We start from the raw sequence: 24,683 nt of genomic DNA, 5'->3' as shown, positions 1-24,683 counted from the left end.
TTGCGCTGTTTCAAGCAAAGGAGTTGGGGAATGAAGGTTAGAATTTTTTTGCCACTGACCGTGGCGTTGCTGATGTTCCCGCAACTGGCCCAAACGCTTTACAGCCCAGCGCTGGGAGATATCGGCCGGGCCTTTGCGGTGGGGCCGGAGCGGGCCGGGCAGACGTTGTCGGTGTACTTCCTGGCGTTCGCTTTTGGCGTGGTGGTGTGGGGCCGACTGTCTGATCGTTGGGGGCGGCGGCCGGTGATGCTGGCCGGATTGGCCCTGTATGTGGCAGCCACGGTATTGGCCCTGGGCATGACCAGCTTCATCGGTTTGCTGCTGGCCCAGGCGTTGGCGGCGTTTGGCGCGGCGGTCGGCTCGGTAGTGACGCAGACCGTGCTGCGTGACCGTTTCCAGGGCGTGCAATTGGCCCAGGTATTTTCGCTGATGGGCATTGCCCTGGCCGCCAGCCCGGCCGTGGGTTTGTTCACGGGCGCCAGCCTGGTGCAGTCCTTCGGTTATCGCGGTGTGCTCAGTGGTTTGTTGCTGCTCTCGCTGGCCTTGTGGGCCGTGTGCTTATGGGCTTTGCCGGAGACACGTCCAACCTCGATGCCGACGGCCGCGCTGGGCGAGACGTTGCGGTTGCTGCTCAGGGATGCCGGGATTTGGCGTTCGGTGGGGTTGGTGGCGGCGTTCAATATTGCGCTGTTCAGCTATTACAGCGTGGGGCCCTTCGTCTTTTCGCGGCTGGGTTTGTCTGCCGCCGACTTCGGCTACAGCGGCGTGTTGCTGGCGCTGGGCTCGGGGGTTGGTGCGTGGCTGAACAAGCGGCTGCTAAAGCGTGGAATAAATGGCGAGCAATTAGTGCTGATCGCCGCCGGTGTCGCGGTGCTGTGCGGCTTGCTGGTCGTGCTGCTGCAACACAGTTGGATGTTTGTCTGGCCGATGCTGCTGGTGGTGCTGGCGTTCGGCATGGCCATTCCCAATGTGCTGGGGGCCGCGCTGGTGGCTTATCAGGATCGCCTGGGCACTGCCGCCGCGCTGTTTGGCTTGTTGTATTACCTGGTGATCGGCGCCGGGTTGACCCTGGTCGCCTGGGCCCAGGACCTGGGCTGGAGCCTGTTGGTCTGTGGTCTGGCGGCGCTGTGGCTGGCAGCGCCGCGCGGGCTCAGAAGTTGACCGAAGCACTCAGGCGCGCGGTCAAGGGCGCGCCCTGGAACAGGTAGTCGTCGCCCAGGTATTCACCCGCATCGCGCCAGTAGCGTTTGTCGAACAGGTTGTCGACGCTGAGGCGGAACACGGTTTCATAGCCGTCAATTCTGGTGGTGTAGCGGCTGCCGACATTCACCACGGCGTAGTCGCCCACCTGCACATTGCCGGTGCGGTCGGCGTACTTCTTGGCGCTGTATTGCACGCCGCCCAGCACGGCCAGCCCATTCATCCACGGCAGAGCGTAATCGGCATACAGGCTGGCGCGCAGTTTGGGTACGTTGATCGCTTGGTGGCCTTCGTAGTCCGGCGTGCCGCTGTTGGTCACGCGGGCGCGAATCGCCGCCACGCTGGTGGCGATCTGCAGGCGGTCGGTGGCCCAGCCGTTGGCGGAGAGTTCCAGGCCGGTGTTTTTTTGTTCGCCTTGCTGGACGTAGGTGAAGTTCCCGGCCCCCTCCGGCTTGGAATACTGGTAGGCCTGGCGGGTCTGGAACACGGCGGCGGCGAAGCTGATGCGGCGCCAGTCGTATTTCACGCCGGCTTCGATTTGCCGGGACACGGTTGGGGCCAGGGTGTCACCGGCGTTACTCGCGAACCACGGCGCCGTGCCGCCCAGGGACAGGCCTTTGCTGTAACGGGTATACAGCGAAATGTTTTCCACCGGTTTGTAGATCAATGAGGCCTGGGGCAGGAACACGTATTGCTGGGTGTGGCGATTTTCGTTGCCGGTTGCTTCATCGAACGCTTTTTCATCCAGACGCACTTCGCGCCCGCCAATGATGGTTTGCCATTGCTCGTTGAAGCGGATGCGGTCGGTGACGAACAGGCCATATTGGCGGCTGTCGAGGTTGCGATGGCTGGGGTTCAGCGGCTTGTCGGTAGGCTCGAAGGTCGGTGCGTCCTGGTTGATGTTGCCGCTGCCGATCCACTCGTTGACGGACTTGCGCTTGTCGATCACCCGGCGAAACGCGCTGGTGCCGAAAGTCAGTTCATGGCCCAGCCCGGCAGTGTCGAACAGCCCGGTCATTGCAGCTTGCACTTCATCATCACGGCGCGTGTCGTCCGGGCTGCGGTAATCGTAAATGTCGTAGTTGCCGTCAGGCGTGAAGTAGTTGCCTACGCCGGTCGTGGCGCCTCCCCAGGCAAACGCGCTGTAATCATCAATCACCACCTTGCTGTGGGCGGCACTGAGGCTGCCTTTCCACTGATCACTGAAGCGGTATTCAAACTTGCCATTGAGGTTCAGCGAATCGATGCCGACCTGATGGGAACCACTCTGGTGCCCCAGCAACTTCTTCGGTGACGCGTCATGGGGCACTTCAGTGCCGCCCAGCAGTTGATAACCCGGCACGGAGCGCTGCTGCTTGTTCTGGTATTCCGCGTCCAGTTGCAGCACCGCGTCGGGGCTGATGTTCCAGTCGAAGGCCAGGGACACAAAGTCGCGCTGGCCGTTGGCGTGCTCGACATACGAGTTGAGGTCTTCGTGGGCAACGTTGGCGCGCAGGCCGAACTGTTGCTCGCTGCCAAACCAGCCACCCACATCGGTGGCGACATAACCGCTGCCACGGTCGTCAGTGGACACGGTGACCGAACGCACATCCTCCGGGCGCTTGGTCACGTAGTTGATCACGCCGCTGGGTTCGGAAATGCCGCTTTGCAAACCGGCCAGGCCCTTGAGCACTTCGACCTGCTGCTTGTTTTCGAGGGCGACGTTCTGCTCGCCGGTGATGGTGCGGCCGTTGATCTTGTAGCTGCTCGCTGCGTTCAGCGAGAAGCCGCGCACCACGAAGTTTTCGTAGTAACCGATGGGCGCATAACTGTCGCCAACCGAGGCGTCGTTGCGCAGCACTTCACTGAGCAGGCGCGCTTGCTGGTCTTTGATCAGTTCGGCGTTGATCACGGTGATTGATGCCGGAGTGTCCAGCAACGGCGCTTCGTTGAAGCCACCCACCGAGGCGCTGTTGGTGCGATAGCCGGATTCGTCCTGGCCCTGGACGTTTACCGCCGGTAGTTCAATGTCGGCGGCCATGCTGTTGCCGAGGCTGGCGCTGAGTAACAGGCCGAGGGCGAAACGTGAGGTAACGACGGGACGAAAACGCACAACCATGGGGGTAGGGCCTTAATGCGCGGGGCGGGGGGCGCATAAGCTAGGGGGATGTGCCGGGATTTACAAGCTATTGAGAAGGGTTGTGTTGGGTTGTTTTGTGTAAAGCCGACTTGAGTGGTTGAATCAAGAACCAGATCAAGTGCAAAGCAAAAGCCTATCTGCCTGATGCAACACGGTCTGAATGTGGGAGCGGGCTTGCTCGCGAATGCGGTGGGTCAGTTATAGATGAAGTGACTGACCCACCGCATTCGCGAGCAAGCCCGCTCCCACAGTTGATCGCATACAGCTTTGAAAATGAAGTCGCCTGTTGCTGTTGCTCCGGCCCTTACATCCTTTTCGCTGACGAAGTCGGCGGCCCCCAGGTCAGTACCAAAAACACACGTCAACCCAAGCGCCTGAGCGTCTCACTGGGCAGCTCCCGAAACAACGCCCGATAACTCTGCGAAAACCGCCCCAAATGCCAGAACGACCAGTTCATCGCCACCTCAGCCACCGTGGCCCGAGTCGAGCTCAACAACTCACGCCGCGCCCCGTTCAACCGGCGCAAGCGCAACCACTGCGCCGGGCTCATCCCGGTGTAGGTCTTGAAGCCTTGTTGCAGCTGGCGTAACGGCACGCCGGCAATCTGTGCCAGTTCCAGCAGGTTGACGGTTTCATCCGGTGCGTCTGCCGCCCATTCGCCGATGCGCGCCATCAGCCGGCGCTCGTCGCTGCGCCGCTGCAACGAGCTGCGGTCCAGGCACACACAAGCGTTGTCGAGAATGAACAGGCAGTCATCAAGCAGTTGCTGGGTGAGGGCATCACGGCTGATAGGGTCAGTCAACGCGGACAGCCGCGTCAGCGTGCCACTGAGCCAACGGCTGAACAGCGCGTTCTGCTGGCAGGTCAGCGGCGCCATGAACAACCCCTCGAGTTTCGCCACATCCAGGCCATGGCGCTGCACAAACTGCGGGCCGAATACCACCGCCACTTCGCGGTAGTTTTCCGGGGTGATCCAGGTGTTGCGGCTTTCGCCATTGAGCATGTACAGCGCGTTGTCGCTGCCATCGAAACAGAACGCCAGCGAGCCCGGTGGCGCGTTGAAATGCTGTTCGACGCGCGTGTTCATGCACTCTTCGTAAACCTCGACACCGTGCAGGTCGAGGTAGCGGATCTGCCCGGCAAAATGCCCCGGAGACATCTGCTGGTACTGCTGCACCCAACCGGGTGTCGCACTGCATTGAGCGGCCACATCACCGGTGGTGAAGGCCTGTACGCGCAAAGCTGTTGCCTGTGTCATGGGTAACCTGGGCGCACTCTATTGGTGCGTTGTGGTTCGTGCAAAGTGGATAGATGCCGTTTGAAGGCTGGCCCAAGATAGACCTCAATGCGCCGGGAGTACAAGTCGGCGCAGCATCCAACCCATGACGAGGTCCTTATGAACGCCCCCTTCGATCAGCTGTCCGCCTGGCTGAAAGAACACAAGATTACCGAAGTCGAATGCGTGATCAGTGATTTGACTGGCATCGCACGCGGCAAGATTGCGCCCACCAACAAGTTCCTGCATGAGCGAGGCATGCGCCTGCCGGAAAGTGTGTTGCTGCAAACGGTGACCGGGGACTTTGTCGACGACGATATCTACTACGACCTGCTCGACCCTGCCGACATCGACATGATCTGCCGCCCGGTGTCCAACGCCACTTACGTGGTGCCGTGGGCCATCGAGCCCACCGCCATCGTGATCCACGACACCTTCGACAAGCAGGGCAACCCCATCGAGTTGTCGCCGCGCAACGTGCTGAAAAAAGTCTTGCAGCTGTACACCGACAAAGGCTGGCAGCCGATTGTCGCGCCGGAAATGGAGTTTTACCTGACCCAGCGCTGCGAAGACCCGGACCTGCCGCTGAAAACCCCGGTGGGCCGTTCGGGCCGTGCAGAAACCGGGCGCCAGTCGTTTTCCATCGACGCCGCCAACGAATTCGACCCGCTGTTCGAAGACGTCTATGACTGGTGTGAACTGCAGGGTCTGGACCTCGACACACTGATTCACGAAGACGGCCCGGCGCAGATGGAAATCAACTTCCGCCACGGCGACGCCCTCGACCTGGCCGACCAGATTACCGTGTTCAAACGCACCCTGCGTGAAGCCGCGCTCAAGCACAATGTGGCCGCGACCTTTATGGCCAAGCCGGTGGCCGACGAGCCGGGCAGCGCCATGCACCTGCACCAGAGCGTGGTGGATATTGCCACCGGCAAACCGGTGTTCGTCGACGCCGACGGCAAGATGAGCCAGCTGTTCTTGCATCACATCGGCGGCTTGCAAAAGTACATCCCCAAGCTGCTGCCGATGTTTGCGCCCAACGTGAACTCGTTCCGCCGCTTTCTGCCGGACACCTCGGCGCCGGTCAACGTGGAGTGGGGCGAAGAAAACCGCACCGTCGGCCTGCGTGTGCCGACCTCCAGCCCCGACGCGATGCGCGTGGAAAACCGCCTGCCGGGCGCGGATGCCAACCCCTACCTGGCGATTGCCGCGAGCTTGCTGTGCGGCTACCTGGGCATGATCGAGCAGATTGAACCGAGCGCGCCGGTGGAAGGCCGCGCCTATGAACGCCGCAACTTGCGCCTGCCGTTCACCCTCGAAGATGCCCTGGCGCGCATGGAGGACTGCGACACGGTCAAGCAGTACCTGGGCGATAAGTTCGTGCGTGGCTATGTGGCGGTCAAACGCGCCGAGCACGAGAATTTCAAGCGGGTGATCAGTTCCTGGGAGCGTGAGTTCCTGCTGTTGAGCGTCTAAAAAACCAATAAAGGGGTGTCGATATGCGTCTTGTGAAAAAGCTTCTCCCGCTGGCTCTTGTCGCGGCGTTCAGCAGCAGCGGCCAGGCCGCCCAGACCGTCAGCGTCTATAACTGGACCGACTACATAGGCGAGACCACCTTGGCCGATTTCCAGGCCAAGACCGGGATCAAGGTGATCTATGACGTGTTCGACTCCAACGAAACCCTGGAAGGCAAGCTGCTCGCCGGGCGCACCGGCTATGACGTGGTGGTGCCGTCCAACCACTTCCTGGCCCGCCAGGTAAAAGCCGGTGCGTTCTTGAAACTCGACCGCTCGCAGCTGCCCAACTTCAAGAACCTTGACCCCAAACTGCTCAAGCTGCTGGAAAAAAACGACCCCGGCAACGCGCACTCGGTGCCGTACCTGTGGGGCACCAATGGCATCGGCTACAACGTCGACAAGGTCAAGCAAGTGCTGGGCATTGACCACATCGACTCATGGGCGGTGCTGTTTGAACCGGAGAACATCAAGAAGCTCAACCAGTGCGGCGTAGCCTTCCTGGATTCGGCGGATGAGCTGTTCCCGGCGATCCTCAACTACATGGGCAAAGACCCGCGCAGCGAAAACCCCGAGGATTACAAACAGGCCGAAGCCAAGCTGCTGACGTTGCGCCCGTACATCACCTACTTCCATTCTTCCAAGTACATCTCTGACCTGGCCAACGGTGATATCTGCGTGGCCTTCGGCTATTCAGGCGACGTATTCCAAGCCGCCAACCGCGCCAAGGAAGCCAGGAACGGCGTGAATATCGCCTACTCGATTCCCAAGGAAGGCTCCAACCTGTGGTTCGACCTGCTGGCCATTCCTGCCGACGCCGGCAACCCGAAAGAGGCCCACGCCTTTATCAATTATTTGCTCGACCCAGAGGTGATCGCCAAGGTCAGTGCCGCGGTCGGTTATGCCAACGCCAACCCGGCGGCCAAGCCCTTTATGGCGCCGGAGCTGGTGAACAACCCTGAGGTGTACCCGCCCCAGGAAGTGCTCGACAAACTCTATATTTCCACCACGCCTAGCCCGGCGACCATGCGCCTGATGACCCGCGCCTGGAGCAAAGTGAAGACCAACAAATGATCCAGTCCAATGACCACGCCCGGTCCTACTACCGGGCTTCGGCCAACGCCATGCCGGAGCGCCCGTCACTGGGCGCCGACCTGAGCGCTGATGTGTGCGTGATCGGCGGCGGGTTTACCGGCGTCAACACCGCGATTGAACTGGCCCAGCGCGGGCTCTCGGTGATCCTGCTGGAGGCCCGGCGCATCGGCTGGGGCGCCAGTGGGCGTAATGGCGGGCAACTGATTCGGGGTATCGGCCATGACGTGTCGGGGTTCGCCAAGTATGTGGGCGAGGAGGGCGTGCGTTACCTGCAGCGTGCCGGGATCGACTCGGTGGCGCTGGTGGGCGAGCGTATCGCCCAGCACGGCATTGACTGCGATTTGCGCTGGGGCTTTTGCGAACTGGCCAACACCCCGGCGCAGTTTGCCGCGTTCAAGGGCGAGCAGGCGGGCCTGGCGACGCTGGGTTATGCCCATCAAACCCGCCTGGTCGGCCCGCAAGACATGGCGCAGGTGGTGGGCTCCAGCGTCTACGCTGGCGGCCTGGTGGACATGGGCTCCGGGCACTTGCACCCGTTGAACCTGGTGCTGGGCGAGGCGCAGGTGGCCGATTCGCTCGGGGTGCGGATTTTCGAACAAACCCCGGTGCTGGAGATTGTGCACGGCGATACCGTGCAGGTGCGTTGCGCCGGCGGTACGGTGCGTGCGGCTAATCTGGTACTGGCCTGTAACGCGCATTTGGAGGAACTGGAACCGCGCTTGAGCGGCAAGGTGCTGCCGGCGGGCAGCTACATCATCGCCACCGAGCCGTTGTCGGTCGAACTGGCCCAGCAGTTGATCCCGCAAAACCTTGCCCTGTGCGACCAGAAAGTCGGGCTGGATTACTACCGGCTCTCGGCTGACCGGCGTCTGCTGTTCGGCGGCGCCTGCCATTATTCGGGGCGTGACCCTGCGGATATCGCCGCGTATATGCAGCCCAAGTTGCTCAAGGTGTTCCCGCAGTTGGCAGGCACCGCCATCGAGTTCCAGTGGGGCGGCAAGATCGGCATCACCGCCAACCGCTTTCCCCAGGTCGGGCGCCTCAAGCAGTACCCGAATGTGTTCTATGCCCAGGGCTATTCCGGGCATGGCCTGAACGTGACCCATTGGTGCGCGCGCCTGCTCGCCGAAGGCATTCACGCCGGCGCAAGCCACGGCCTGGATATCTTCAGCCAGGTGCCGCACATGACCTTCCCCGGCGGCAAGGCCTTGCGCTCGCCGCTGCTGGCGTTGGGGATGTTGTGGTATCGGTTGCGGGAAATGCTCTGACTTGACGTCACATTTAACGTTTGGAGTGTGATGGGGAAGTGATGAAGTGCCTGTGTGCAGGCACATCGTTGGTTACCGGGTCTGGAATAACCTGATGAAGACATACCCGGCCTCGGTGCTGGCGCCGTTGTCGCTGATGGTGCCGGTGCCGGTGTCGGGGTTGTTCATCGCCTACTGGTTTTTTGGCGAACAGCTGAGGGGGGAGCAGGGGATTGCGATTGGATTGGTGTTTGTGGGGATTGCGATTTTCGTCAATTCGGCGGGGATTATGGTTAGGTTGGGGCGGTAGTGGGTATGGGTGTATATCCGTTATTTAGGTAACGGCTGCTATTGGTTCCGCTCTTACAGCGGGTCACTTTTGGCAAACGCCCCAAAAGTAACCAAAAGGTCTGTGCCCCACCACTTGGCACCTCGCTAATGCTCGGTGTGCCCTCACTCCGGCTTGAATCCGTGGGCCGCCGCGATGGGCCATCCTTGGCCCAGCGCGGCTAACCCGGCGTCCTGCCGGGTTACCCTCGGATTCAAGCCTGCGTTCGGCCATCGTGGTTGACGGGGCGCCTCAGATCAAAAGCAAGATCAAAAGCAGAGCACGGCGGCCTGAAAGCCGACCTGAGTGGTTGAAGCAAGAGCCAGATCAAGTGCAAGTCAAAAGCCTATCTACCTGATGCAACTCGGTCCAACTGTGGGAGCGGGCTTGCTCGCGAATGCGGTGGGTCAGTCAATTCATCTATAACTGACATACCGCATTCGCGAGCAAGCCCGCTCCCACAGTTGATCGCATGCAGTTTTGAATATGAGGTCGGCTGCGGATATGCATGCACTGAATAGCTGCTTTTCTGTGGGAGCTGGCTTGCCTGCGATGCAGACACCTCGGTGTGTCAGGTGCACCGAGTTGATGCTATCGCAGGCAAGCCAGCTCCCACCTTTGACCGAGTATGGCTTTGCTGTTGCTGTTGCTGTTGCTGTTGCTGTTGCTGTTGCTGTTGCTGTTGCTGTTGCTGTTGCTGTTGCTGTTGCTCTGGCCCTTACATCCTTTTCGATGACGAAGTCAGCGGTCTTTTGATCTGCGCTTTTGATCTTGATCTTGATCTGAAATCGCCCCGTCAAACACGATGGCCGGAATTCGACAGTGATTTGGGGGGTAAACCGGCAGGGATGCCGGTTTAGCCGCCCCGCGCCATGGATGGCGCGTGGCGGCGGCCCCCCAAATCAGTGTCGGATTGCGGGCATGCCGAGCCACAGCGAGGCACCGAGTGTTGGGGCGAGGACCTTTTGGTTACTTTTGCGTCCTTGCAAAAGTGACCCGCTGTAAGAGCGGAACCATAAGCCGCCGTTACCTAAATAACGGATATACACACCAACACCAACACCAACACCAACACCAACACCAACACCAACACCAACACCCATCACCGCGGTTCAGTCAGCACCTTCCTGAACGTCTCCACCAGCGGCCGCAAATTAACCCGGTGCCACGCCGCCCATAACGGTGTGGTGTAACTCAGCCAAGGCAGCTCGCGCAACACCACCCCAGGCGGCGCATTGCGGCTCAACCCCTTTTGCACCATCGCCACACCCAACCCCGAGGCGACAAGGCCGAGGGCGGTAAACGGCTCACTGGCTTCCATAGGGATTTGCGGCGTGAAGCCTGCGCGAATGCACGCAGCCACGAAGTCATCCGCCGGGTTGGCGCCAGGCTTGCGTTGCACGCCGATCCACTGCTGATCAGCCAGATGCTCGGGTAGCAACGCGCTGTGGCGCGCCAATGCATGCTGCTCCGGCAGCGCCAGCAGCATCGGGTCGTCCAGCACCTGCAGCGCCGTCAGGTCCGGGTCATCGGTAGCCGGTGGCTCGCCGACCAGGGCAATGTCGAGGCTGCGTTGGCGCAAGCCTTCGAGCTGTTCCAGCGACGGCAAGTTGTACAGCTTGATATGCACGGTGGGCCGGTCATCGCGCAATACACGCAACGCATTGGGCAGCACGCCGGCATGCATGGCGTTTTCGATGTAGCCGATGCACAAACCGCCTTCTTCGCCGCGTCCCAGGCGCTTGCCCAAGGATTCCAAGCGATTGGCGTGGGTCAACAGCGCCTTGGTTTCCGCCAGGAACGTCTGGCCATCGCGGGTCAGGCGGATGCGTTGCTGGCTGCGTTCGAACAGGGTCAGGCCCAGGCGCTCTTCCAGCTGCGCGATCTGCCGGCTCAGCGGCGACTGCGAGATATGCAGGCGCTCGGCGGCACGGCCGACGTGTTCTTCTTCAGCGACCACTTCGAAGTAGCGCAGTTGGCGAAGATCAATCATATGTAAGACCTTGCAGGACTCAAGTTGGTCGCAGTATGTCTTGGACGGTCCGATCTCTGCAATCTAGGATCTGCTCAACGGTCACAGCGACCCACAACCGATTGAGGATCCACCATGAGCTTGAAAGACAAATTGCCCGGCCCGCTGGGCTTTGGCACCGCACCGCTGGGCAATATGTACCGCGCAATTGCTGAAGACGAAGCCCAGGCCACCGTCGAGGCCGCCTGGAACCACGGCGTGCGTTACTTCGACACCGCTCCCTTCTACGGCTCGGGGCTGTCGGAAATCCGCCTGGGCCAGGCGCTGTCGCAGTACAACCGCGATGACTTCGTGCTCAGCACCAAAGTGGGCCGGGTGATTCTCGATGAAGTCGAAGAAAGCGCTCGCGACCTCGGCGAAAAAAGCGGCGTGTTCGAACACGGCCGTCCCAACAAGATGCTCAACGACTACAGCGCCGACGCCACCTTGCGTTCCATCGAAGACAGCCTGAAGCGCCTGCAAACCGACCGCCTGGACATCGTGTGGATTCACGATATCGCGCAGGACTTCTACGGTGACCAATGGCTGGACTACTTCAACCAGGCGCGCGCCGGCGCCTTCAAGGTGCTGACCCGCCTGCGTGAAGAAGGCGTGATCAAGGCCTGGGGCCTGGGCGTAAACCGCGTTGAACCCTGCGAGCTGACCCTTGACCTCAGCGAAGCCCAGCCCGATGGCTTCCTGCTGGCCGGCCGCTACACTTTGCTGGACCACGAACGTGCCTTGCAGCGTTTGATGGACGCAGCCTTGGCGCAGAATGTCGAGATCGTTGTCGGCGGGCCTTACAGCTCCGGCATTCTGGCCGGTGGCGCGCACTTCGAATACCAGCAGGCGAGCCCCGCGATCATCGATAAAGTCGAGCAGATCAAGGCGATTGCCCAAGCGTTCGGGGTCAGCGTAAAAGCCGCAGCCCTGCAATTTTCCCTGGCGCATCCGGCCGTGGCGGCGGTGATTCCAGGTGCCAGTCGTCCGGGACGGATTGCCGAAGACGTTGCGGCGTTGTCAGAGAAGATCCCGGCAGCCTTCTGGCAGGCGCTGCGCGATGCCCGATTGATTTCGGCCCGTGCGCCTCTGCCGCTTTAACTTCAGGAGTACCACCGATGAACATTGATGTAAGCGGCAAAGTAGCCATCGTCAGCGGCAGCACCGCCGGTATTGGCCTGGGCATCAGCCAGGCGCTGGCAGCCTGCGGCGCCACCGTCGTGGTGATCGGGCGCGAATCGGGCAAGGTCGACGACGCGCTGGCAAGCATTCGCCAGGCGGTGCCAGGTGCCGATTTGCGCGGGCTGGTGGCCGACCTCGGCACCGCCGCAGGCGCCGAGAAACTGTTCGCCGCCGAACCGCGTGCCGACATCCTGGTCAACAACCTTGGCATCTTCAATGATGTGGATTTTTTTGATGCACCCGACAGCGAGTGGACGCGCTTCTACGAGGTCAACGTGATCTCCGGCGTACGCCTGGCACGGCATTACACGCCGGGCATGGTCGAGCAGGGCTGGGGGCGGGTGATCTTCCTGTCGTCGGAGTCCGGCGTGGCCACTCCGGCCGACATGATCAACTATGGCGTGACCAAAAGCGCCAACCTCGCGGTTTCCCATGGCCTGGCCAAGCGCCTGGCGGGCACCGGCGTGACGGTTAACGCAGTGCTGCCGGGGCCGACTTTTACTGACGGCCTGGAGCAGATGCTCAAGGACGCCACGCAAAAGTCCGGGCGCAGTGCGCGGGACGAGGCCGACGTATTTGTGCGTAACGCACGGCCGACCTCGATCATCCAGCGCGCGGCGAATGTGGATGAAGTGGCGAACCTGGTGGCGTACATTGCTTCACCGCTGTCCTCTGCAACCACAGGCGCTGCGCTGCGGGTCGACGGTGGTGTGGTCGACAGCATGGCGATCTGAAATCTTGTTTTTTCTGGAGTATTGAGTGTGGCGACAGCTTCTTCTGTAATTGAAATCCCGGTTTCGGCCGATCAGGTCTGGCAATTGGTCGGTGGCTTCAACGCGCTGCCGGATTGGCTGCCGTTTATCGTCAAGAGCGAGCCGAGCGAGGGCGGGCGCGTGCGCCACCTGCAAACCGCGGATGGCGGTGGGGTGGTCGAGCGTTTGCAGCGTTTTGACAACGTGGCGCGCAGCTACAGCTACACCATCGAGCAATCGCCGTTTCCGGTGAGTGCTTACCTTGCGACCTTGCAGGTTGAGGCGCTCACCGACAGCTCGGCGAAAGTGACCTGGTCCGGCGTGTTCACCCCGGCAGCCGGGACCACGGATGCGGCGGTGGAGGAGTTGTTCACCGGCGTGTACAGCGGCGGCCTTGAGGCGCTGCGCGCCAACTTCCCGGCCTGATATAAGAGGCACTGCAAGTCCAATGTGGGAGCGGGCTTGCTCGCGAATGCGGTGGGCCAGTCGATGAATCTGTTGACTGACACACTGCATTCGCGAGCAAGCCCGCTCCCACATTTTTTGACTGAGGTGATCTTCAGGCTTCGGGCATCAACTGCTGCCGACACTCCAGCACCAACCGCGCACCGCCACGCTGGCTGCTGCCAACTTCCAGCTTGAACCCGTGCAAGTTGATGATCGCCGCCACAATCGACAGGCCCAAACCGAAGCCGCCTTGTTGGTCGCCTTCATCCACACGATAAAAACGCTGGAACACCGCATCACGTTCCGCCGCCGGAATGCCCGGCCCGGAGTCATGCACTTCGATGCGCGTGCTGCCGCTGTCATTCACACCACGCAAGATCACCTCGCCACCGGCGGGCGAGAACTTGATCGAGTTGCTCAGCAGGTTGGCCAAGGCTTCGAACAGCAGCGCACGGTCGCCGGTGATCCACGGCAACGCTTCGGGCACTTCGAGGCGCAGCTGCAATTCGCCTTCTTCGGCCAACGGCAGATAAAAGTCATGCAGTTCGCGCAGCAGCGGCAATGGGTCCATTACCAAAAAACCCGAGCGGCGCTGGTGGTCTTCCAGCTCCGAGATGCGCAACAGCCCGCGAAAGCGCGCCATCAGCGTGTCGGTCTCGGCGATGGCGTCGTCGAGCTTCACCGCGTACACCGAGTTTTCCTCGGCTTCCTGCTTGATGCGGTACAGCTGCGCACGCAAGCGTGTCAGCGGGGTGCGCAGGTCGTGGGCGATGTTGTCGCACACGCCCTTGACCTCGTTCATCAGCTTCTCGATGCGGTCGAGCATGGCGTTGACAATGGCCGCGAGCATGTCCAGCTCATCACGCCGATTCGACAGCGGCAAACGGTGGGTCAGGTCGCCGGCAACGATGGCTTCGGCACTCGCCTGGATCCCGCGAATACGCCGCAACGGGCGGCGGCGCAATAAATGCCAGCCGGCCGCGCCGGGAATAATGGTCAGCGACAGCGCCCACAGCAGCGCATGCCAGATGATCCGGGTGACGCCGAACAGCGAACCGTTGGCCCGCACCAGCACCAGCCAGCGCCCGTCTTCGGTGTGGGTGGCGACGGCGTCGCAGCTGTCTTTGGGCAGTTTGGGGTCGTCGGACTCGACGCAATTGGCCAGCGCGTGGATCTTGCCGTCCAGCGGCAAATCCGGCGGCACGGCGCGGATCGGCCCGCTCAAGGGGCGAAATTGCTCATCGAACAGGCCATAGGCGTCCACGCCCTTCATGTCGAAGGTCATGCTGGTGGTCAGGGCTTCCACCAGTTCTTCGCCGTCGAAACGCTGAAACAAGTGCTGGCGCTGCATCAACGAGTGGCGAGACAGGTCGCCCAGGTAACCCGACACTTCGAAATACAGCACCCCCATGAGGATGCAACTCCAGGCCACGAACAGCGAACTGTAGAGCGCCAGCAAGCGGCTGCTGGAGGAGCGCCAGCCTTTAGAGGGGTTCAGCAATGACATAACCGGAACCTCGTACCGTGCGGATCAGCGGCGTGAGGCCCGGTGGGTCGATTTTTTTGCGCAGGCGACCAATGTGCACATCGATCAGGTTGGTGCCCGGGTCGAAGTGATAACCCCAGACTTCCTCGAAAATCATCATCCGCGACAGGATCTGCCCGGTGTTGCGCATCAGGAACTCAAGCAGTTTGTATTCGGTGGGCAACAGGCTCAGCGGTTGCTCGGCGCGGCTGGCTTCGCGGCTGATCAGGTTCAGTTCCAGGTCGGCCACGCGCAGGGCGGTTTCGAATTCCTTGACCGTACTTTTGCGCCGCAGCAAGACTTCGACACGGGCGGCCATTTCGTCGGAGGCGAACGGCTTGGTCAAGTAGTCATCGCCACCGGCCCGCAGGCCGCGCACGCGCTCGTCGACATCGGAGAGGGCGCTGATCATCAAGATCGGCGTCGACACCCCGATGGTGCGCAGGGTCGTGACAATGGCCAAGCCATCCAGCTCCGGCAGCATCCGGTCGAGGGTGATCAGATCGTAATCACCACTCACAGCGCGGACCAGGCCTTCGCGGCCGTTGTCCACCCAATCCACATCCAGTCCATGGCTACTCAGCTCGGCGACGATCTCGCGGGCTGTTACGGCGTCATCCTCGATGGTCAAAATACGGGTCATAGGATTACCTGGTGAGCGATTCACACTAGAAGTGGGGTCATTTTGCCAAGAAGTAGCTGAATGTTTCCTAAATTAAACTTCATCTTGGCAAAACCACCACAAATTTCCGGGTTGGACACTTTTATTGTGGGAGCTGGCTTGCCTGCGATAGCGGTGTTCCATCTTGATATTTTGTATCTGATACACCGCTATCGCAGGCAAGCCAGCTCCCACAGTGAGCGGGTTTGAAGCGAGATTGCATAAAGCACGCCCGCCACTGTGGTTTCTTGCAAGTTGCACGGTCCTGGGAAGTTCAAATTACTTAACTTGTTGAAATAAAAGGATTTTAATTTTTGCTCCGGCTGGCACGCTGCCTGCACTGTCCCTTTTGAGACTTGTAACACTATTTTTCCTGCCGGGAGCAAAACAACAATGATCACATCGTCATCCACGCTGCAAGAGTCAAGCGCGCGCTCTGGGGTTTCCTGGGGCGCAATCTTTGCCGGGGCCGCTGCGGCGGCTGCACTGTCGCTTATCCTGGTGCTGCTGGGCTTCGGCCTGGGCTTTTCGGCGGTGTCGCCGTGGGCCGACAGCGGCATGAGTGCCAAGGGGCTGGGTATTTCCACGATTATCTGGCTGGCATTCACCCAAATCGTCGCTTCGGGCCTGGGCGGTTACATTGCCGGCCGGTTGCGTGTGAAGTGGGCGAATATGCATGGCGATGAAGTGTACTTTCGCGACACGGCCCATGGTTTCCTCGCCTGGGCCGTCGCAACCCTGGTCACCGCGGTACTGGTGGTCGGTTCGGTCAGCAGCGTGGTCAGCGGCGGCGTGAAAGCCGGTGCCAGTGTGGCCGCAGGTGCCGCCAGCGGCATCAGCCAGGCCGCCGGCAGCGCAACCAAGGGTGCCAATAGCGGCGACTTCGACTACTACGTCGACAGCCTGTTCCGCGATGACCGCCCAGCTGCCGTCGGCGATGACGCGGTACACGGCGTGGTTGCACGTATCCTCACCCGCACCCTGAACAACGACGGCCAACTGGCACCGGAAGACCGTACCTACCTGGCCCAGTTGATCAGCCAGCGCACCAACCTCAGCCAGGCCGACGCCGAAGCGCGTATCGACAAGGTGTACGGCGAAGCCCGTAAAGCCATTGACGATGCCAAGCTCAAAGCCAAGCAAGCGGCCGACACTGCCGCCAAAGTCGCCGCCTACACCTCGCTGTGGACCTTTGTGGCCCTGTTGATCGGCGCGTTCTTTGCCAGCTTCGCGGCTACCTTCGGCGGTCGTCGTCGGGATGCTGTGGTGTACGTCGAAACCGAAAACTACGTTCGTTAATTCAAGGCCCATTCATTTAAGGAAAGCATCATGCGCTCATTACTACTGTGGTTCCTCGGCGTGCCGATTCCGGTGATCATCCTGATCGCGATCTTCATGCACTAAACCTGAGCCCAGCTCGGTCCCCCTGTGGGAGCGGGCTTGCTCGCGAAGGCGTTCTGTCGGCTATTCATGAGTTGACTGATACACCGCTTTCGCGAGCAAGTCGAGTCGTCGCACCGCCGCTCCCACATTGGCTTTTGTGTAATGTCAGCCAACTGAGTGCCAGCAATGCACTGGCCGCTGCGGTCATGATTAACAAAGGCTGCGAGGTGCCATCCGACAACAACCCCGTCACCCAGCTGCTCACCGCCGTCAGGAACATCTGGATAAAAAAGAACAACCCCGACGCCGTCCCCGCAATCGCGCCATAGGGCTGCAGCACTGACAGCTGGCAGGCCGGAATCACCATCCCCACCGACACCATGATCACCACCATCGGCAGCACAATCGCCAGCCATTCTCTCGGCAGCGTGAGGGTTGCCATCGCCAGCAATACGCTGCCCAGCACATTCAGGCCGATCCCAGCGTTGATCAAGCGGTCGGGCTCGAAGCGCACCACCAGGCGCCGAAACAGGTTTGCCCCGAGCATGTAGCCGCTGATCGTCGCGGCGAATACCAATGCGTATTCCGTGGCTGTCAATTGGTAGCCGCGTTGCAACAGCGAAGACGACTCGCTGATAAACGGGAAATACGTGCTGTACACGCAGCCGATGGCCAGGGCATACCGCAGGAAATAGCGGTCGCGCAGCAGTTGGCCATACACGCGCAGCAGGTTGCTCGGTGGCGCGGCGGCAACTTGCGGCGGGCGGGTTTCCGGCAGGCGGCGGTAAACCACCAGGCACAGCGCGGCGCCGATCACGCCCAGCAGCACAAACAAGCCACGCCAGTTGATCAAGGGCAGCATCAGGCTGCCAAGCACCGGCGCGGCCATCGGCGAGATGGCCATGGCCATGGAGATCAGGCCCAGCAGGCGCGCCTGCTCGTGGCGGTCGAAGTAATCGCGCACGATCACCCGGCCGATCACCGTGGTACAGCAACCGCCGAGGGCCTGGAACAGCCGGGCGATCACCAGCACGCCAAGGCTGTCGGCCTGGGCGCAGGTCACGGTCGCCACCACGTACAGCAGCAGCCCGGCCAGCAACACCGGGCGCCGGCCGAAGCGGTCGGTCAACGGGCCGCTGACCAGCAGGGAAATCGCCGAACCCAGGGTGTACAGCGTGAGGGTCAATTGCAGTTGGCTGTCGCTGCTGTGGAAGTAGTCAGCCATGGCGGGCAAGGCTGGCAGGTGCAGGTCGAGCGTGAGACGGGGCAGGGCGATCAGCACGGTCAGCAGGACCAGCCAGAATCCGGTGGAGAGGGCGCGTTGAGTCATGGGGAGCTTCTTCGCTAACGAGTAGAGCCTGAACTCTAACGACTTTGTGGTTTAATCCTTTGAGCCACTTATGGCTTAAAACACTGGACCACTTATGCGCCGAGGAAAAACCGCCGCCACCCTGGACCTGCCGCGCCCGGATACGTTGAACGCCGGCAAACAACAGGGCGCCTATGACGCGTTGCGCGCCGCCATCCTCAACCGGCAGTTGCCGGCGGGCAGCCGTTTGCCCTCGACCCGCAGCCTGGCCGAACGCTGGCTGGTGTCGCGTGGCACGTTGGAAGCGGCGTTCGAGCGCTTGCACAGCGAGGGTTACGTAGAACGCGTGGCGGGTTCCGGCACGCGGGTGAGTGCGGTGATCCCCGAGCAATTTATCGCGGCCCCGGCGCCGAGCAGTAACCCACGTCGCCTGGCCGTGCCTGATCAGCCCGATGCCGGCGTGCAAAGCCACGTGCCCTTTGTGGCCCGGCGCCCCGATGCCGGCCTGTTCGACTTGAAAACCTGGGCACGCTGTATTTCCCGTGGTTTGCTGTCGGCGGGGCCAGGCGCCTTGGAGGCCGCGCACCCGGCCGGGTTGCCGGCGTTGCGCGAGCAAATCGCTGACTACCTGCGCAGTTATCGCGGCATGCACTGCGAGGCGGATGAAGTGATTGTCACCACGGGCATTCGTCACGCCCTTGACCTGATCGCGCGCACCTTGCTCAAACCTGGCGACACGGCGTGCGTCGAAGACCCGGGTTATAAACCGGCGCGGCGCTTGTTCAACCTGGCCGGCGCGCAGGTTCAATCGATCCCGGTCACAGCCGACGGCCTCGACACCGACCAGCTCCCAGCCACGGCGCGGCTGGCTTACGTGTCGCCTGCGCACCAGGCGCCGTTGGGCATGACTCTGTCGGTCTCGCGCCGCCTGGCATTGCTGGACTGGGCTGCTCGCGCTGACGCCTGGGTAGTCGAAGACGATTACGACAGTGAATACAACTACAACAGCGCGCCCCTGGCCGCGCTCAAATCCCTCGACTCCGGCGACCGGGTGATCTACTGCGGCAGCTTCAACAAGAACCTGTTTCCCGGCCTGCGTGTGGGCTTCATGGTGGTGCCCAGGGCGCTGCGGCCCGGGTTGTTGCGCACCTCACAATTGACCGGACATTCGGTGGGCGCCACGGATCAATTGGGCCTGGTCGAGTTCCTCGGCAGTGGGGCGTTCGTGCGCCATTTGCGTGCTTCACGCCAAGCCTATCAGGCGCGCCGCGATGCGTTGCTCGCCTGCCTGCCGCAGGGCTGTACGGTCAGCGGCCAGCAGGCCGGGTTGCATTTTGTGCTGTGGTTGCCGACGGGCGTCGGCGAGGCGGACTTTTGCAGCCGCGCGGCCGCCGTTGGCCTGACGTTGCAGCCGTTGGGCAAGTTCTGTGACGAGGCCAACCTGAAGCCTGCGGTGATCATCGGTTACACCGCGCTGACCCTGGCGCAGATTCGCTTTCACGGCCGGGCTCTCAACAAATTGTTAATGGCGGTTTAATTGGCGTTTGGCAGGGCTCGGTGTATCAGGCACACCGAGTTGATGTTATCGCAGGCAAGCCAGCTCCCACAGGGGACCCGCGTTGCCGGCAGGTCAGTCGTCGAAACCGACCTGCTCATGAATCTCATCCACCTTCAATTCCAACCGATACGCCACGGCAATAAACAACGCCTGGCACAGGCACAACGTGGCGCTCAACGAACGGAAGGCAAACGACGAACCCTCATTCACCAACAACACCGCGTTCGCCCGCTTGGCCAGGGGCGACAGGTTGCTGTCGGTGATGATCAAAGTCTTGGCCTGATGATGCTGGGCAATGCGCAGGCAATGCTGGGTCTCTTTACCGTAGGGCGTAAAGCTGATCGCGATCACCAGGTCGTTGGCCCGCACGCTGCGCATCTGCTCGCGATAACTGCCGCCCAGGCCCGAGATCAGGTGGATGCGCTTGTTGGTGTGCTGCAGGTTGTAGACCAGGTAATCGGCCACGGCAAACGAACGGCGCACGCCGACCACGTAGATATTGTCGGCATTGACCACCAGGTCCACCGCCTTCTCGAATGCCACATCATCCAGCTCCAGCCCCAGGCGCTCGATGCCGGAGAGGGTGGCATTCACGCACTCACGCGCCAGGTCGCCGCCACTGGCCTTCTGCGACTTGTTGGCGATCATGCTGCGGATGCGCTGCTGGTAGTTCTGCACCGGCGTGGTCTTGTGGGTGTAGGCCTCGCGAAACAGCGCCTGCATTTCGCTGAACCCACTGAAACCGAAGCGCTGGGAAAACCGCACGATGGCCGAAGGGTGCACTTCGCATTCGCGCGCGATGTCGCTGATGCGGTCGACCATGATGCGGTCGCTCTGCTGGCTCATGTAGCTGGCAATGCGTTTGAGCTGGCGCGGCAGGCTTTCGTATTCGTCCGTGATCAGCTGCAACAGGCGTTCGGCATTGATCGGAGGGCTGGCGATCGTATCTTCCAGGGTGGTCTCGGGATCGGTGCGGGACATGGGCAATCCTTCTGGCGTGTTCGTCTGATGCGCTGATGGGTGACGCAAGTCTACAGGGTAGGCGCAAAAAAATACCTCGGCATCACGGCGCCCGTGGGCTGCTGAAACGATGCACGGCGGCTGGCATGCCATTATGCTGGCTTATTGGAAAAAATATTCCACTAAAAATAATTATGGAATAAATATTGATTGCCGCCGCTGGACGTTCTAGTCTGCTTGCACCAAGAGCGTGTGCCGTCACCACGGCGGCACCACGCAGGCTGATAAAAATAACAGGAGCCAGCATGGGCCAGACTCGTTTTGCCAGTGGGCGTCAATTGGATCTGATTTGCCTCGGGCGCCTGGGCGTCGACCTCTATGCGCAGCAAGTCGGTGCGCGGCTTGAGGACGTGTCCAGCTTTGCCAAGTACCTCGGCGGTTCCTCCGCCAACATCGCCTTCGGCACGGCGCGGCTGGGCCTCAAGTCGGCGATGTTGAGCCGCGTGGGCGATGACCATATGGGCCGGTTCCTGCTCGAATCCCTGGCCCGTGAAGGTTGTGATGTGAGCGGTATCAAGGTCGACCCGGAACGCCTCACCGCCCTGGTATTGCTGGGGCTTAAAGACCGCGAAACCTTTCCGCTGGTGTTCTACCGCGAAAACTGCGCCGACATGGCCCTGCGTGCCGAAGACATCAGCGAGGCCTTTATCGCCTCCAGCAAAGCCTTGCTGATCACCGGCACACATTTCTCCACCGATGGCGTGTACAAGGCCAGCATCCAGGCGCTGGATTACGCCGCCAAGCACAACGTCAAGCGCGTGCTGGATATCGACTACCGCCCGGTGCTGTGGGGTTTGGCGGGCAAGGCGGATGGCGAAACGCGGTTTGTCGCCGACCAGAACGTCAGCCAGCATGTGCAGAACATCCTGCCGCGTTTCGACCTGATCGTCGGCACTGAAGAAGAGTTTTTGATCGCCGGTGGCAGTGAAGACCTGCTGACGGCGTTGCGCACCGTGCGTGAACTGACCCCGGCGACCCTGGTGGTCAAGCTCGGCCCGCAAGGCTGCACGGTGATCCACGGCGCCATCCCGGCGCGCCTGGAAGACGGCGCGATTTACCCCGGCGTGCGGGTTGAAGTGCTCAATGTGCTGGGTGCCGGTGACGCCTTCATGTCCGGCTTCCTCAGTGGCTGGATCAATGATGCCAGCGATGAACGTTGCAGCCAGTTGGCCAACGCCTGTGGCGGCCTGGTCGTGTCCCGCCACGCTTGCGCGCCGGCCATGCCGACACCGGCCGAACTGGATTACCTGTTCAACAGCCCGGTGCCCATCACCCGGCCGGACCAGGACGTGACCCTGCAACGCCTGCACCGCGTCACGGTGCCGCGCAAAACCTGGAAGCAGTTGTTTGTGTTTGCCTTCGACCACCGCTGGCAACTGGTGGACCTGGCGCAAAAAGGCGGCCAGGACCTGACCCGCATCAGCGACATCAAGCAGCTGTTTATCCAGGCCATCGAACGTGTGGAAACCAAGCTGGCGCAGCAGGGCATCGACGCCGATGTGGGCCTGCTGGCCGACCAGCGCTTCGGCCAGGACGCATTGAATGCCGCCAGCGGCCGTGGCTGGTGGGTCGCCCGCCCGGTGGAGGTGCAGAACTCGCGGCCACTGGCGTTTGAACATGGCCGCTCGGTGGGCAGCAACCTGATTGCCTGGCCCCAGGAACAAATCATCAAGTGCCTGGTGCAGTTCCACCCGGACGACGAGCCGATGCTGCGTCTTGAGCAAGAGGCGCAACTCAAGGCGGTGTACGAGGCGTCCCTGGTCAGCGGGCATGAACTGCTGCTGGAAGTCGTGCCGCCCAAGGATCACCCGTCGACCTACCCCGATGTGCTCTATCGCAGCCTCAAGCGCCTGTACAACCTGGGCATCTACCCTGCGTGGTGGAAGATCGAGGCGCAGTCGGCCGCAGACTGGAAAAAGCTCGACGAACTGATCCACGAGCGTGACCCGTACTGCCGTGGCGTGGTGCTGCTGGGCCTGAATGCTTCGGCGCAGTTTCTGGCCGATGGCTTTCAGCAAGCCAGCCAAAGCACCACCTGCCGTGGGTTCGCCGTGGGCCGCACGATCTTCCAGGAGCCAAGCCGTGCGTGGATGGCGGGGGAGATTGATGATGAAGGGTTGATTGAGCAGGTGCAGGCCACGTTCGAGCAGCTCATCAATGCCTGGCGCAGTTCCAGAAATTAAACGCAGTCAAATGTGGGAGCAGCTTTGTGTGGGAGCCGGGCTTGCCCGCGATGGTATCGCCTCGGTCTAGCAATGAAACCGCGGTGATGCCATCGCAGGCAAGCCAGCTCCCACACAAGCCCGCTCCCACATAGAGCAGATCTAATCAGGCTTAAGTCAGATAAAAACAAAAGGTGCAGCCATGCCCGCAATCCGAATTGGCATCAACCCGATCTCCTGGAGCAACGACGACCTGCCGGCCCTGGGCGGTGAAACGCCGCTGAGCACTGCGCTCAGTGAAGGCAAGGACATCGGCTACGAAGGTTTTGAACTCAACGGCAAGTTCCCCAAAGACGCCAAGGGCGTTGGTGATGTGCTGCGCCCTTATGACCTGGCGCTGGTCTCCGGCTGGTACTCCAGCCGCCTGGCGCGCCGTTCGGTGGCCGAAGAAATCGAAGCCATCGCCAGCCATGTCCAGTTGCTCAAGCTCAATGGCGCTAACGTGCTGGTGTACGGCGAAGTCGCCGACTCGATCCAGGGCTCGAAGGTGCGCCTGATCGAACGCCCGCGTTTTCACAGCGAACACGCCTGGCAGGACTACGCCGACAAGCTCACGGAGCTGGCGCGTTTCACCCTGTCCCAAGGCGTGCGCCTGGCGTATCACCACCATATGGGCGCCTACGTCGAATCCCCTGAAGACATTGACCAGTTGATGAAACGAACGGGCCCGGAGGTCGGCCTGCTGTTCGATTCGGGCCATTGCTACATGGGCGGCGGCGAACCCCTCGAGGTCCTGCGCAAACACATCGACCGCGTTTGCCATGTGCATTTCAAGGACGTGCGCAAGCCGGTGGTGCAACTGGCGCGCAACCAGATGTGGAGCTTCCCTGACTGCATCGTCAACGGCACGTTCACCGTGCCCGGCGATGGCGACATCGATTTTGCCGAGTTGCTCGATGTGCTGCTGGCGGCCCACTACAAGGGCTGGCTGGTGGTCGAAGCCGAGCAGGACCCGGCCGTGGCGCCTAGCTATGTCTATGCCAAAAAAGGCTACGACACCCTGCGCGCGCTGCTCAACGAGAGGACTAAGTGATGAGCTTGTTGGTCAAAAGCAGCAAACGCGGGCAAACCATGGTGGCCCTGGAAGCCGGGCGCCTGGAGTATGTGGGCTTTTCCGCTTATCGACTGAGCCTGGGCGAAACCCTGCCGGTCACCGCCGGGGATCAAGAGCTGTGCCTGGTGCTGCTCAGCGGTCGCGTCAATATCGAAGGCGAAGGCTTTAACTGGCAGAACCTTGGCGACCGCCAGTCGGTGTTCGAAGACAAATCCCCCTTCGCCGCGTACCTGCCACCTGGCACCGATGCGCAGATTACCGCCTTGAGCGACGTGCAGATTGCCGTCTGCGCCGCGCCCGGTGCGCCTGGCTTTGAACCGCGCCTGATTCGCCCCGAGCAGTGCAAACGCAGCGTGCGCGGCAAAGGCGCCAACACCCGCTACGTGTGCGACATCTTGCCCGACAGCGAGCCGGCCCATTCGCTGCTGGTGGTGGAAGTGCGTACACCTTCCGGGCACTCATCGAGCTACCCGCCGCACAAGCACGACACCGACGACCTGCCGCACCAGAGCTTCCTGGAAGAAACCTACTACCACCAGATCAACCCGCCGCAGGGCTTTGTGTTCCAGCGCGTGTACACCGACGATCGCAGCATCGACCAGGCCATGGCCGTGGAAAACAGCGACCTGGTGGTGGTGCCCAAGGGGTATCACCCGGTCAGCGTGCCGTATGGCTATGAATCGTATTACCTCAACGTGATGGCCGGGCCAAAACGCGCCTGGCATTTCCATAACGACCCGCAGCACAGCTGGCTGCTGGACCTCTAAACGGTTTTGG

At 61.4% G+C, this 24,683-nt stretch carries 21 protein-coding genes; 13 read left to right on the top strand and 8 right to left on the bottom strand.

What is annotated here, in order from left to right; translation table 11 throughout:
• Positions 1-30: 30 nt before the first annotated feature.
• Entirely contained in the window at positions 31-1,161 is a 1,131-nt protein-coding gene (locus QF043_RS16080; RefSeq protein ID WP_307419311.1) for an MFS transporter, read from the top strand.
• Here the strand turns inward: QF043_RS16080 and QF043_RS16075 are convergent.
• On the bottom strand, positions 1,151-3,298 hold the full coding sequence (locus QF043_RS16075; RefSeq protein ID WP_307419310.1) for a TonB-dependent siderophore receptor: 2,148 nt from the start codon (positions 3,296-3,298) through the stop codon (positions 1,151-1,153). The genes QF043_RS16080 and QF043_RS16075 overlap by 11 nt on opposite strands.
• 382 nt (positions 3,299-3,680) lie before the next feature.
• Positions 3,681-4,577, bottom strand: a complete 897-nt coding sequence (locus QF043_RS16070; protein ID WP_305459509.1) for a helix-turn-helix domain-containing protein — start codon at positions 4,575-4,577, stop codon at positions 3,681-3,683.
• A gap of 138 nt (positions 4,578-4,715) precedes the next feature.
• On the opposite strand from QF043_RS16070, the gene QF043_RS16065 reads away from it, so the two are divergent.
• The 4 genes from QF043_RS16065 to QF043_RS16050 are packed head-to-tail and all read left to right on the top strand — an operon-like array spanning position 4,716 to position 8,764.
• Complete coding sequence (locus QF043_RS16065; RefSeq protein ID WP_056859454.1) at positions 4,716-6,074, top strand: glutamine synthetase family protein; 1,359 nt, start codon at positions 4,716-4,718, stop codon at positions 6,072-6,074.
• A 23-nt stretch (positions 6,075-6,097) separates the two neighbouring features.
• On the top strand, positions 6,098-7,186 hold the full coding sequence (locus QF043_RS16060; RefSeq protein WP_307419309.1) for a polyamine ABC transporter substrate-binding protein: 1,089 nt from the start codon (positions 6,098-6,100) through the stop codon (positions 7,184-7,186).
• Entirely contained in the window at positions 7,183-8,475 is a 1,293-nt protein-coding gene (locus QF043_RS16055) for an FAD-binding oxidoreductase (protein WP_307419308.1), read from the top strand. Before QF043_RS16060 ends, QF043_RS16055 begins: the two co-directional genes overlap by 4 nt.
• Positions 8,476-8,521: 46 nt before the next feature.
• Positions 8,522-8,764 carry an EamA family transporter gene (locus QF043_RS16050; RefSeq protein WP_307419306.1) on the top strand — a complete coding sequence of 81 codons (243 nt, stop codon included), beginning with the start codon at positions 8,522-8,524 and terminating at the stop codon, positions 8,762-8,764.
• Positions 8,765-9,884: 1,120 nt separating this feature from the next.
• Here QF043_RS16050 and QF043_RS16045 read toward each other — a convergent pair.
• Positions 9,885-10,775, bottom strand: coding sequence for a LysR substrate-binding domain-containing protein (locus tag QF043_RS16045; protein WP_307419305.1), 891 nt, complete (start codon positions 10,773-10,775; stop codon positions 9,885-9,887).
• A 114-nt stretch (positions 10,776-10,889) separates the two neighbouring features.
• Here QF043_RS16045 and QF043_RS16040 point away from each other — a divergent pair, with 114 nt between their 5' ends.
• From QF043_RS16040 to QF043_RS16030, 3 genes are read left to right on the top strand one after another with little or no spacing between them, the layout of a single operon-like run.
• On the top strand, positions 10,890-11,894 hold the full coding sequence (locus tag QF043_RS16040; protein ID WP_307419304.1) for an aldo/keto reductase: 1,005 nt from the start codon (positions 10,890-10,892) through the stop codon (positions 11,892-11,894).
• A 17-nt stretch (positions 11,895-11,911) separates the two neighbouring features.
• Positions 11,912-12,709: an SDR family NAD(P)-dependent oxidoreductase gene (locus QF043_RS16035; RefSeq protein WP_307419302.1), complete on the top strand. Its 798-nt coding sequence runs from the start codon at positions 11,912-11,914 to the stop codon at positions 12,707-12,709.
• 27 nt (positions 12,710-12,736) lie between these two features.
• On the top strand, positions 12,737-13,153 hold the full coding sequence (locus QF043_RS16030; protein ID WP_307419301.1) for an SRPBCC family protein: 417 nt from the start codon (positions 12,737-12,739) through the stop codon (positions 13,151-13,153).
• A gap of 133 nt (positions 13,154-13,286) precedes the next feature.
• Here QF043_RS16030 and QF043_RS16025 read toward each other — a convergent pair whose 3' ends face one another.
• Together QF043_RS16025 and QF043_RS16020 are read right to left on the bottom strand one after the other, a co-directional pair.
• On the bottom strand, positions 13,287-14,681 hold the full coding sequence (locus QF043_RS16025; RefSeq protein WP_307419300.1) for a HAMP domain-containing sensor histidine kinase: 1,395 nt from the start codon (positions 14,679-14,681) through the stop codon (positions 13,287-13,289).
• Complete coding sequence (locus QF043_RS16020; RefSeq protein ID WP_003219726.1) at positions 14,659-15,342, bottom strand: response regulator transcription factor; 684 nt, start codon at positions 15,340-15,342, stop codon at positions 14,659-14,661. The genes QF043_RS16025 and QF043_RS16020 overlap by 23 nt, the downstream gene beginning before the upstream one ends.
• Positions 15,343-15,753: 411 nt before the next feature.
• Here QF043_RS16020 and QF043_RS16015 point away from each other — a divergent pair, with 411 nt between their 5' ends.
• The gene (locus QF043_RS16015; RefSeq protein ID WP_307419299.1) at positions 15,754-16,659 is read left to right on the top strand and encodes a hypothetical protein; all 906 of its coding nucleotides are present in this window, start codon (positions 15,754-15,756) and stop codon (positions 16,657-16,659) included.
• Positions 16,660-16,828: 169 nt separating this feature from the next.
• Here QF043_RS16015 and QF043_RS16010 read toward each other — a convergent pair whose 3' ends face one another.
• Complete coding sequence (locus QF043_RS16010; protein ID WP_307419298.1) at positions 16,829-18,073, bottom strand: multidrug effflux MFS transporter; 1,245 nt, start codon at positions 18,071-18,073, stop codon at positions 16,829-16,831.
• Positions 18,074-18,167: 94 nt separating this feature from the next.
• Between QF043_RS16010 and QF043_RS16005 the strand changes: the two genes are divergently transcribed.
• Entirely contained in the window at positions 18,168-19,589 is a 1,422-nt protein-coding gene (locus QF043_RS16005; protein ID WP_307419297.1) for a PLP-dependent aminotransferase family protein, read from the top strand.
• A gap of 93 nt (positions 19,590-19,682) precedes the next feature.
• Here QF043_RS16005 and QF043_RS16000 read toward each other — a convergent pair whose 3' ends face one another.
• Positions 19,683-20,591, bottom strand: coding sequence for a MurR/RpiR family transcriptional regulator (locus QF043_RS16000; protein WP_017136418.1), 909 nt, complete (start codon positions 20,589-20,591; stop codon positions 19,683-19,685).
• A gap of 82 nt (positions 20,592-20,673) precedes the next feature.
• Complete coding sequence (locus tag QF043_RS15995) at positions 20,674-20,877, bottom strand: hypothetical protein (protein WP_141722670.1); 204 nt, start codon at positions 20,875-20,877, stop codon at positions 20,674-20,676.
• On the opposite strand from QF043_RS15995, the gene iolC reads away from it, so the two are divergent.
• From iolC to iolB, 3 genes are all read left to right on the top strand, one after another.
• Entirely contained in the window at positions 20,876-22,813 is a 1,938-nt protein-coding gene (gene iolC, locus QF043_RS15990; protein ID WP_307419295.1) for a 5-dehydro-2-deoxygluconokinase, read from the top strand. The genes QF043_RS15995 and iolC overlap by 2 nt on opposite strands.
• A 181-nt stretch (positions 22,814-22,994) precedes the next feature.
• Positions 22,995-23,885, top strand: coding sequence for a myo-inosose-2 dehydratase (gene iolE / locus QF043_RS15985; protein ID WP_307419294.1), 891 nt, complete (start codon positions 22,995-22,997; stop codon positions 23,883-23,885).
• A complete protein-coding gene (gene iolB, locus QF043_RS15980) occupies positions 23,885-24,673 on the top strand; it encodes a 5-deoxy-glucuronate isomerase (RefSeq protein WP_017136421.1) in 789 nt (262 codons plus the stop codon). The genes iolE and iolB overlap by 1 nt, the downstream gene beginning before the upstream one ends.
• The last annotated feature ends 10 nt before the right edge of the window (positions 24,674-24,683 follow it).

The organism is Pseudomonas sp. W3I7 (assembly GCF_030816095.1).
GTDB classification, from domain to species: Bacteria; Pseudomonadota; Gammaproteobacteria; order Pseudomonadales; family Pseudomonadaceae; genus Aquipseudomonas; species Aquipseudomonas salomonii.
Note: the sequence above shows the minus strand (reverse complement) of the source record. Positions and strands in the feature narration are given on the sequence as shown.

Bases quoted from the DNA above. Each gene is read 5' to 3' on its own strand.
- iolE (WP_307419294.1), top strand. From the start codon at position 22,995: ATGCCCGCAATCCGAATTGGCATCAACCCGATCTCCTGGAGCAACGAC.
- QF043_RS16025 (WP_307419300.1), bottom strand. From the start codon at position 14,681: ATGTCATTGCTGAACCCCTCTAAAGGCTGGCGCTCCTCCAGCAGCCGC.
- QF043_RS16040 (WP_307419304.1), top strand. From the start codon at position 10,890: ATGAGCTTGAAAGACAAATTGCCCGGCCCGCTGGGCTTTGGCACCGCA.
- QF043_RS16020 (WP_003219726.1), bottom strand. From the start codon at position 15,342: ATGACCCGTATTTTGACCATCGAGGATGACGCCGTAACAGCCCGCGAG.
- iolC (WP_307419295.1), top strand. From the start codon at position 20,876: ATGGGCCAGACTCGTTTTGCCAGTGGGCGTCAATTGGATCTGATTTGC.
- QF043_RS16070 (WP_305459509.1), bottom strand. From the start codon at position 4,577: ATGACACAGGCAACAGCTTTGCGCGTACAGGCCTTCACCACCGGTGAT.
- iolB (WP_017136421.1), top strand. From the start codon at position 23,885: ATGAGCTTGTTGGTCAAAAGCAGCAAACGCGGGCAAACCATGGTGGCC.
- QF043_RS16075 (WP_307419310.1), bottom strand. From the start codon at position 3,298: ATGGTTGTGCGTTTTCGTCCCGTCGTTACCTCACGTTTCGCCCTCGGC.
- QF043_RS16045 (WP_307419305.1), bottom strand. From the start codon at position 10,775: ATGATTGATCTTCGCCAACTGCGCTACTTCGAAGTGGTCGCTGAAGAA.
- QF043_RS16065 (WP_056859454.1), top strand. From the start codon at position 4,716: ATGAACGCCCCCTTCGATCAGCTGTCCGCCTGGCTGAAAGAACACAAG.
- QF043_RS16000 (WP_017136418.1), bottom strand. From the start codon at position 20,591: ATGTCCCGCACCGATCCCGAGACCACCCTGGAAGATACGATCGCCAGC.
- QF043_RS16055 (WP_307419308.1), top strand. From the start codon at position 7,183: ATGATCCAGTCCAATGACCACGCCCGGTCCTACTACCGGGCTTCGGCC.
- QF043_RS16080 (WP_307419311.1), top strand. From the start codon at position 31: ATGAAGGTTAGAATTTTTTTGCCACTGACCGTGGCGTTGCTGATGTTC.
- QF043_RS16060 (WP_307419309.1), top strand. From the start codon at position 6,098: ATGCGTCTTGTGAAAAAGCTTCTCCCGCTGGCTCTTGTCGCGGCGTTC.
- QF043_RS15995 (WP_141722670.1), bottom strand. From the start codon at position 20,877: ATGCTGGCTCCTGTTATTTTTATCAGCCTGCGTGGTGCCGCCGTGGTG.
- QF043_RS16005 (WP_307419297.1), top strand. From the start codon at position 18,168: ATGCGCCGAGGAAAAACCGCCGCCACCCTGGACCTGCCGCGCCCGGAT.
- QF043_RS16015 (WP_307419299.1), top strand. From the start codon at position 15,754: ATGATCACATCGTCATCCACGCTGCAAGAGTCAAGCGCGCGCTCTGGG.
- QF043_RS16035 (WP_307419302.1), top strand. From the start codon at position 11,912: ATGAACATTGATGTAAGCGGCAAAGTAGCCATCGTCAGCGGCAGCACC.
- QF043_RS16010 (WP_307419298.1), bottom strand. From the start codon at position 18,073: ATGACTCAACGCGCCCTCTCCACCGGATTCTGGCTGGTCCTGCTGACC.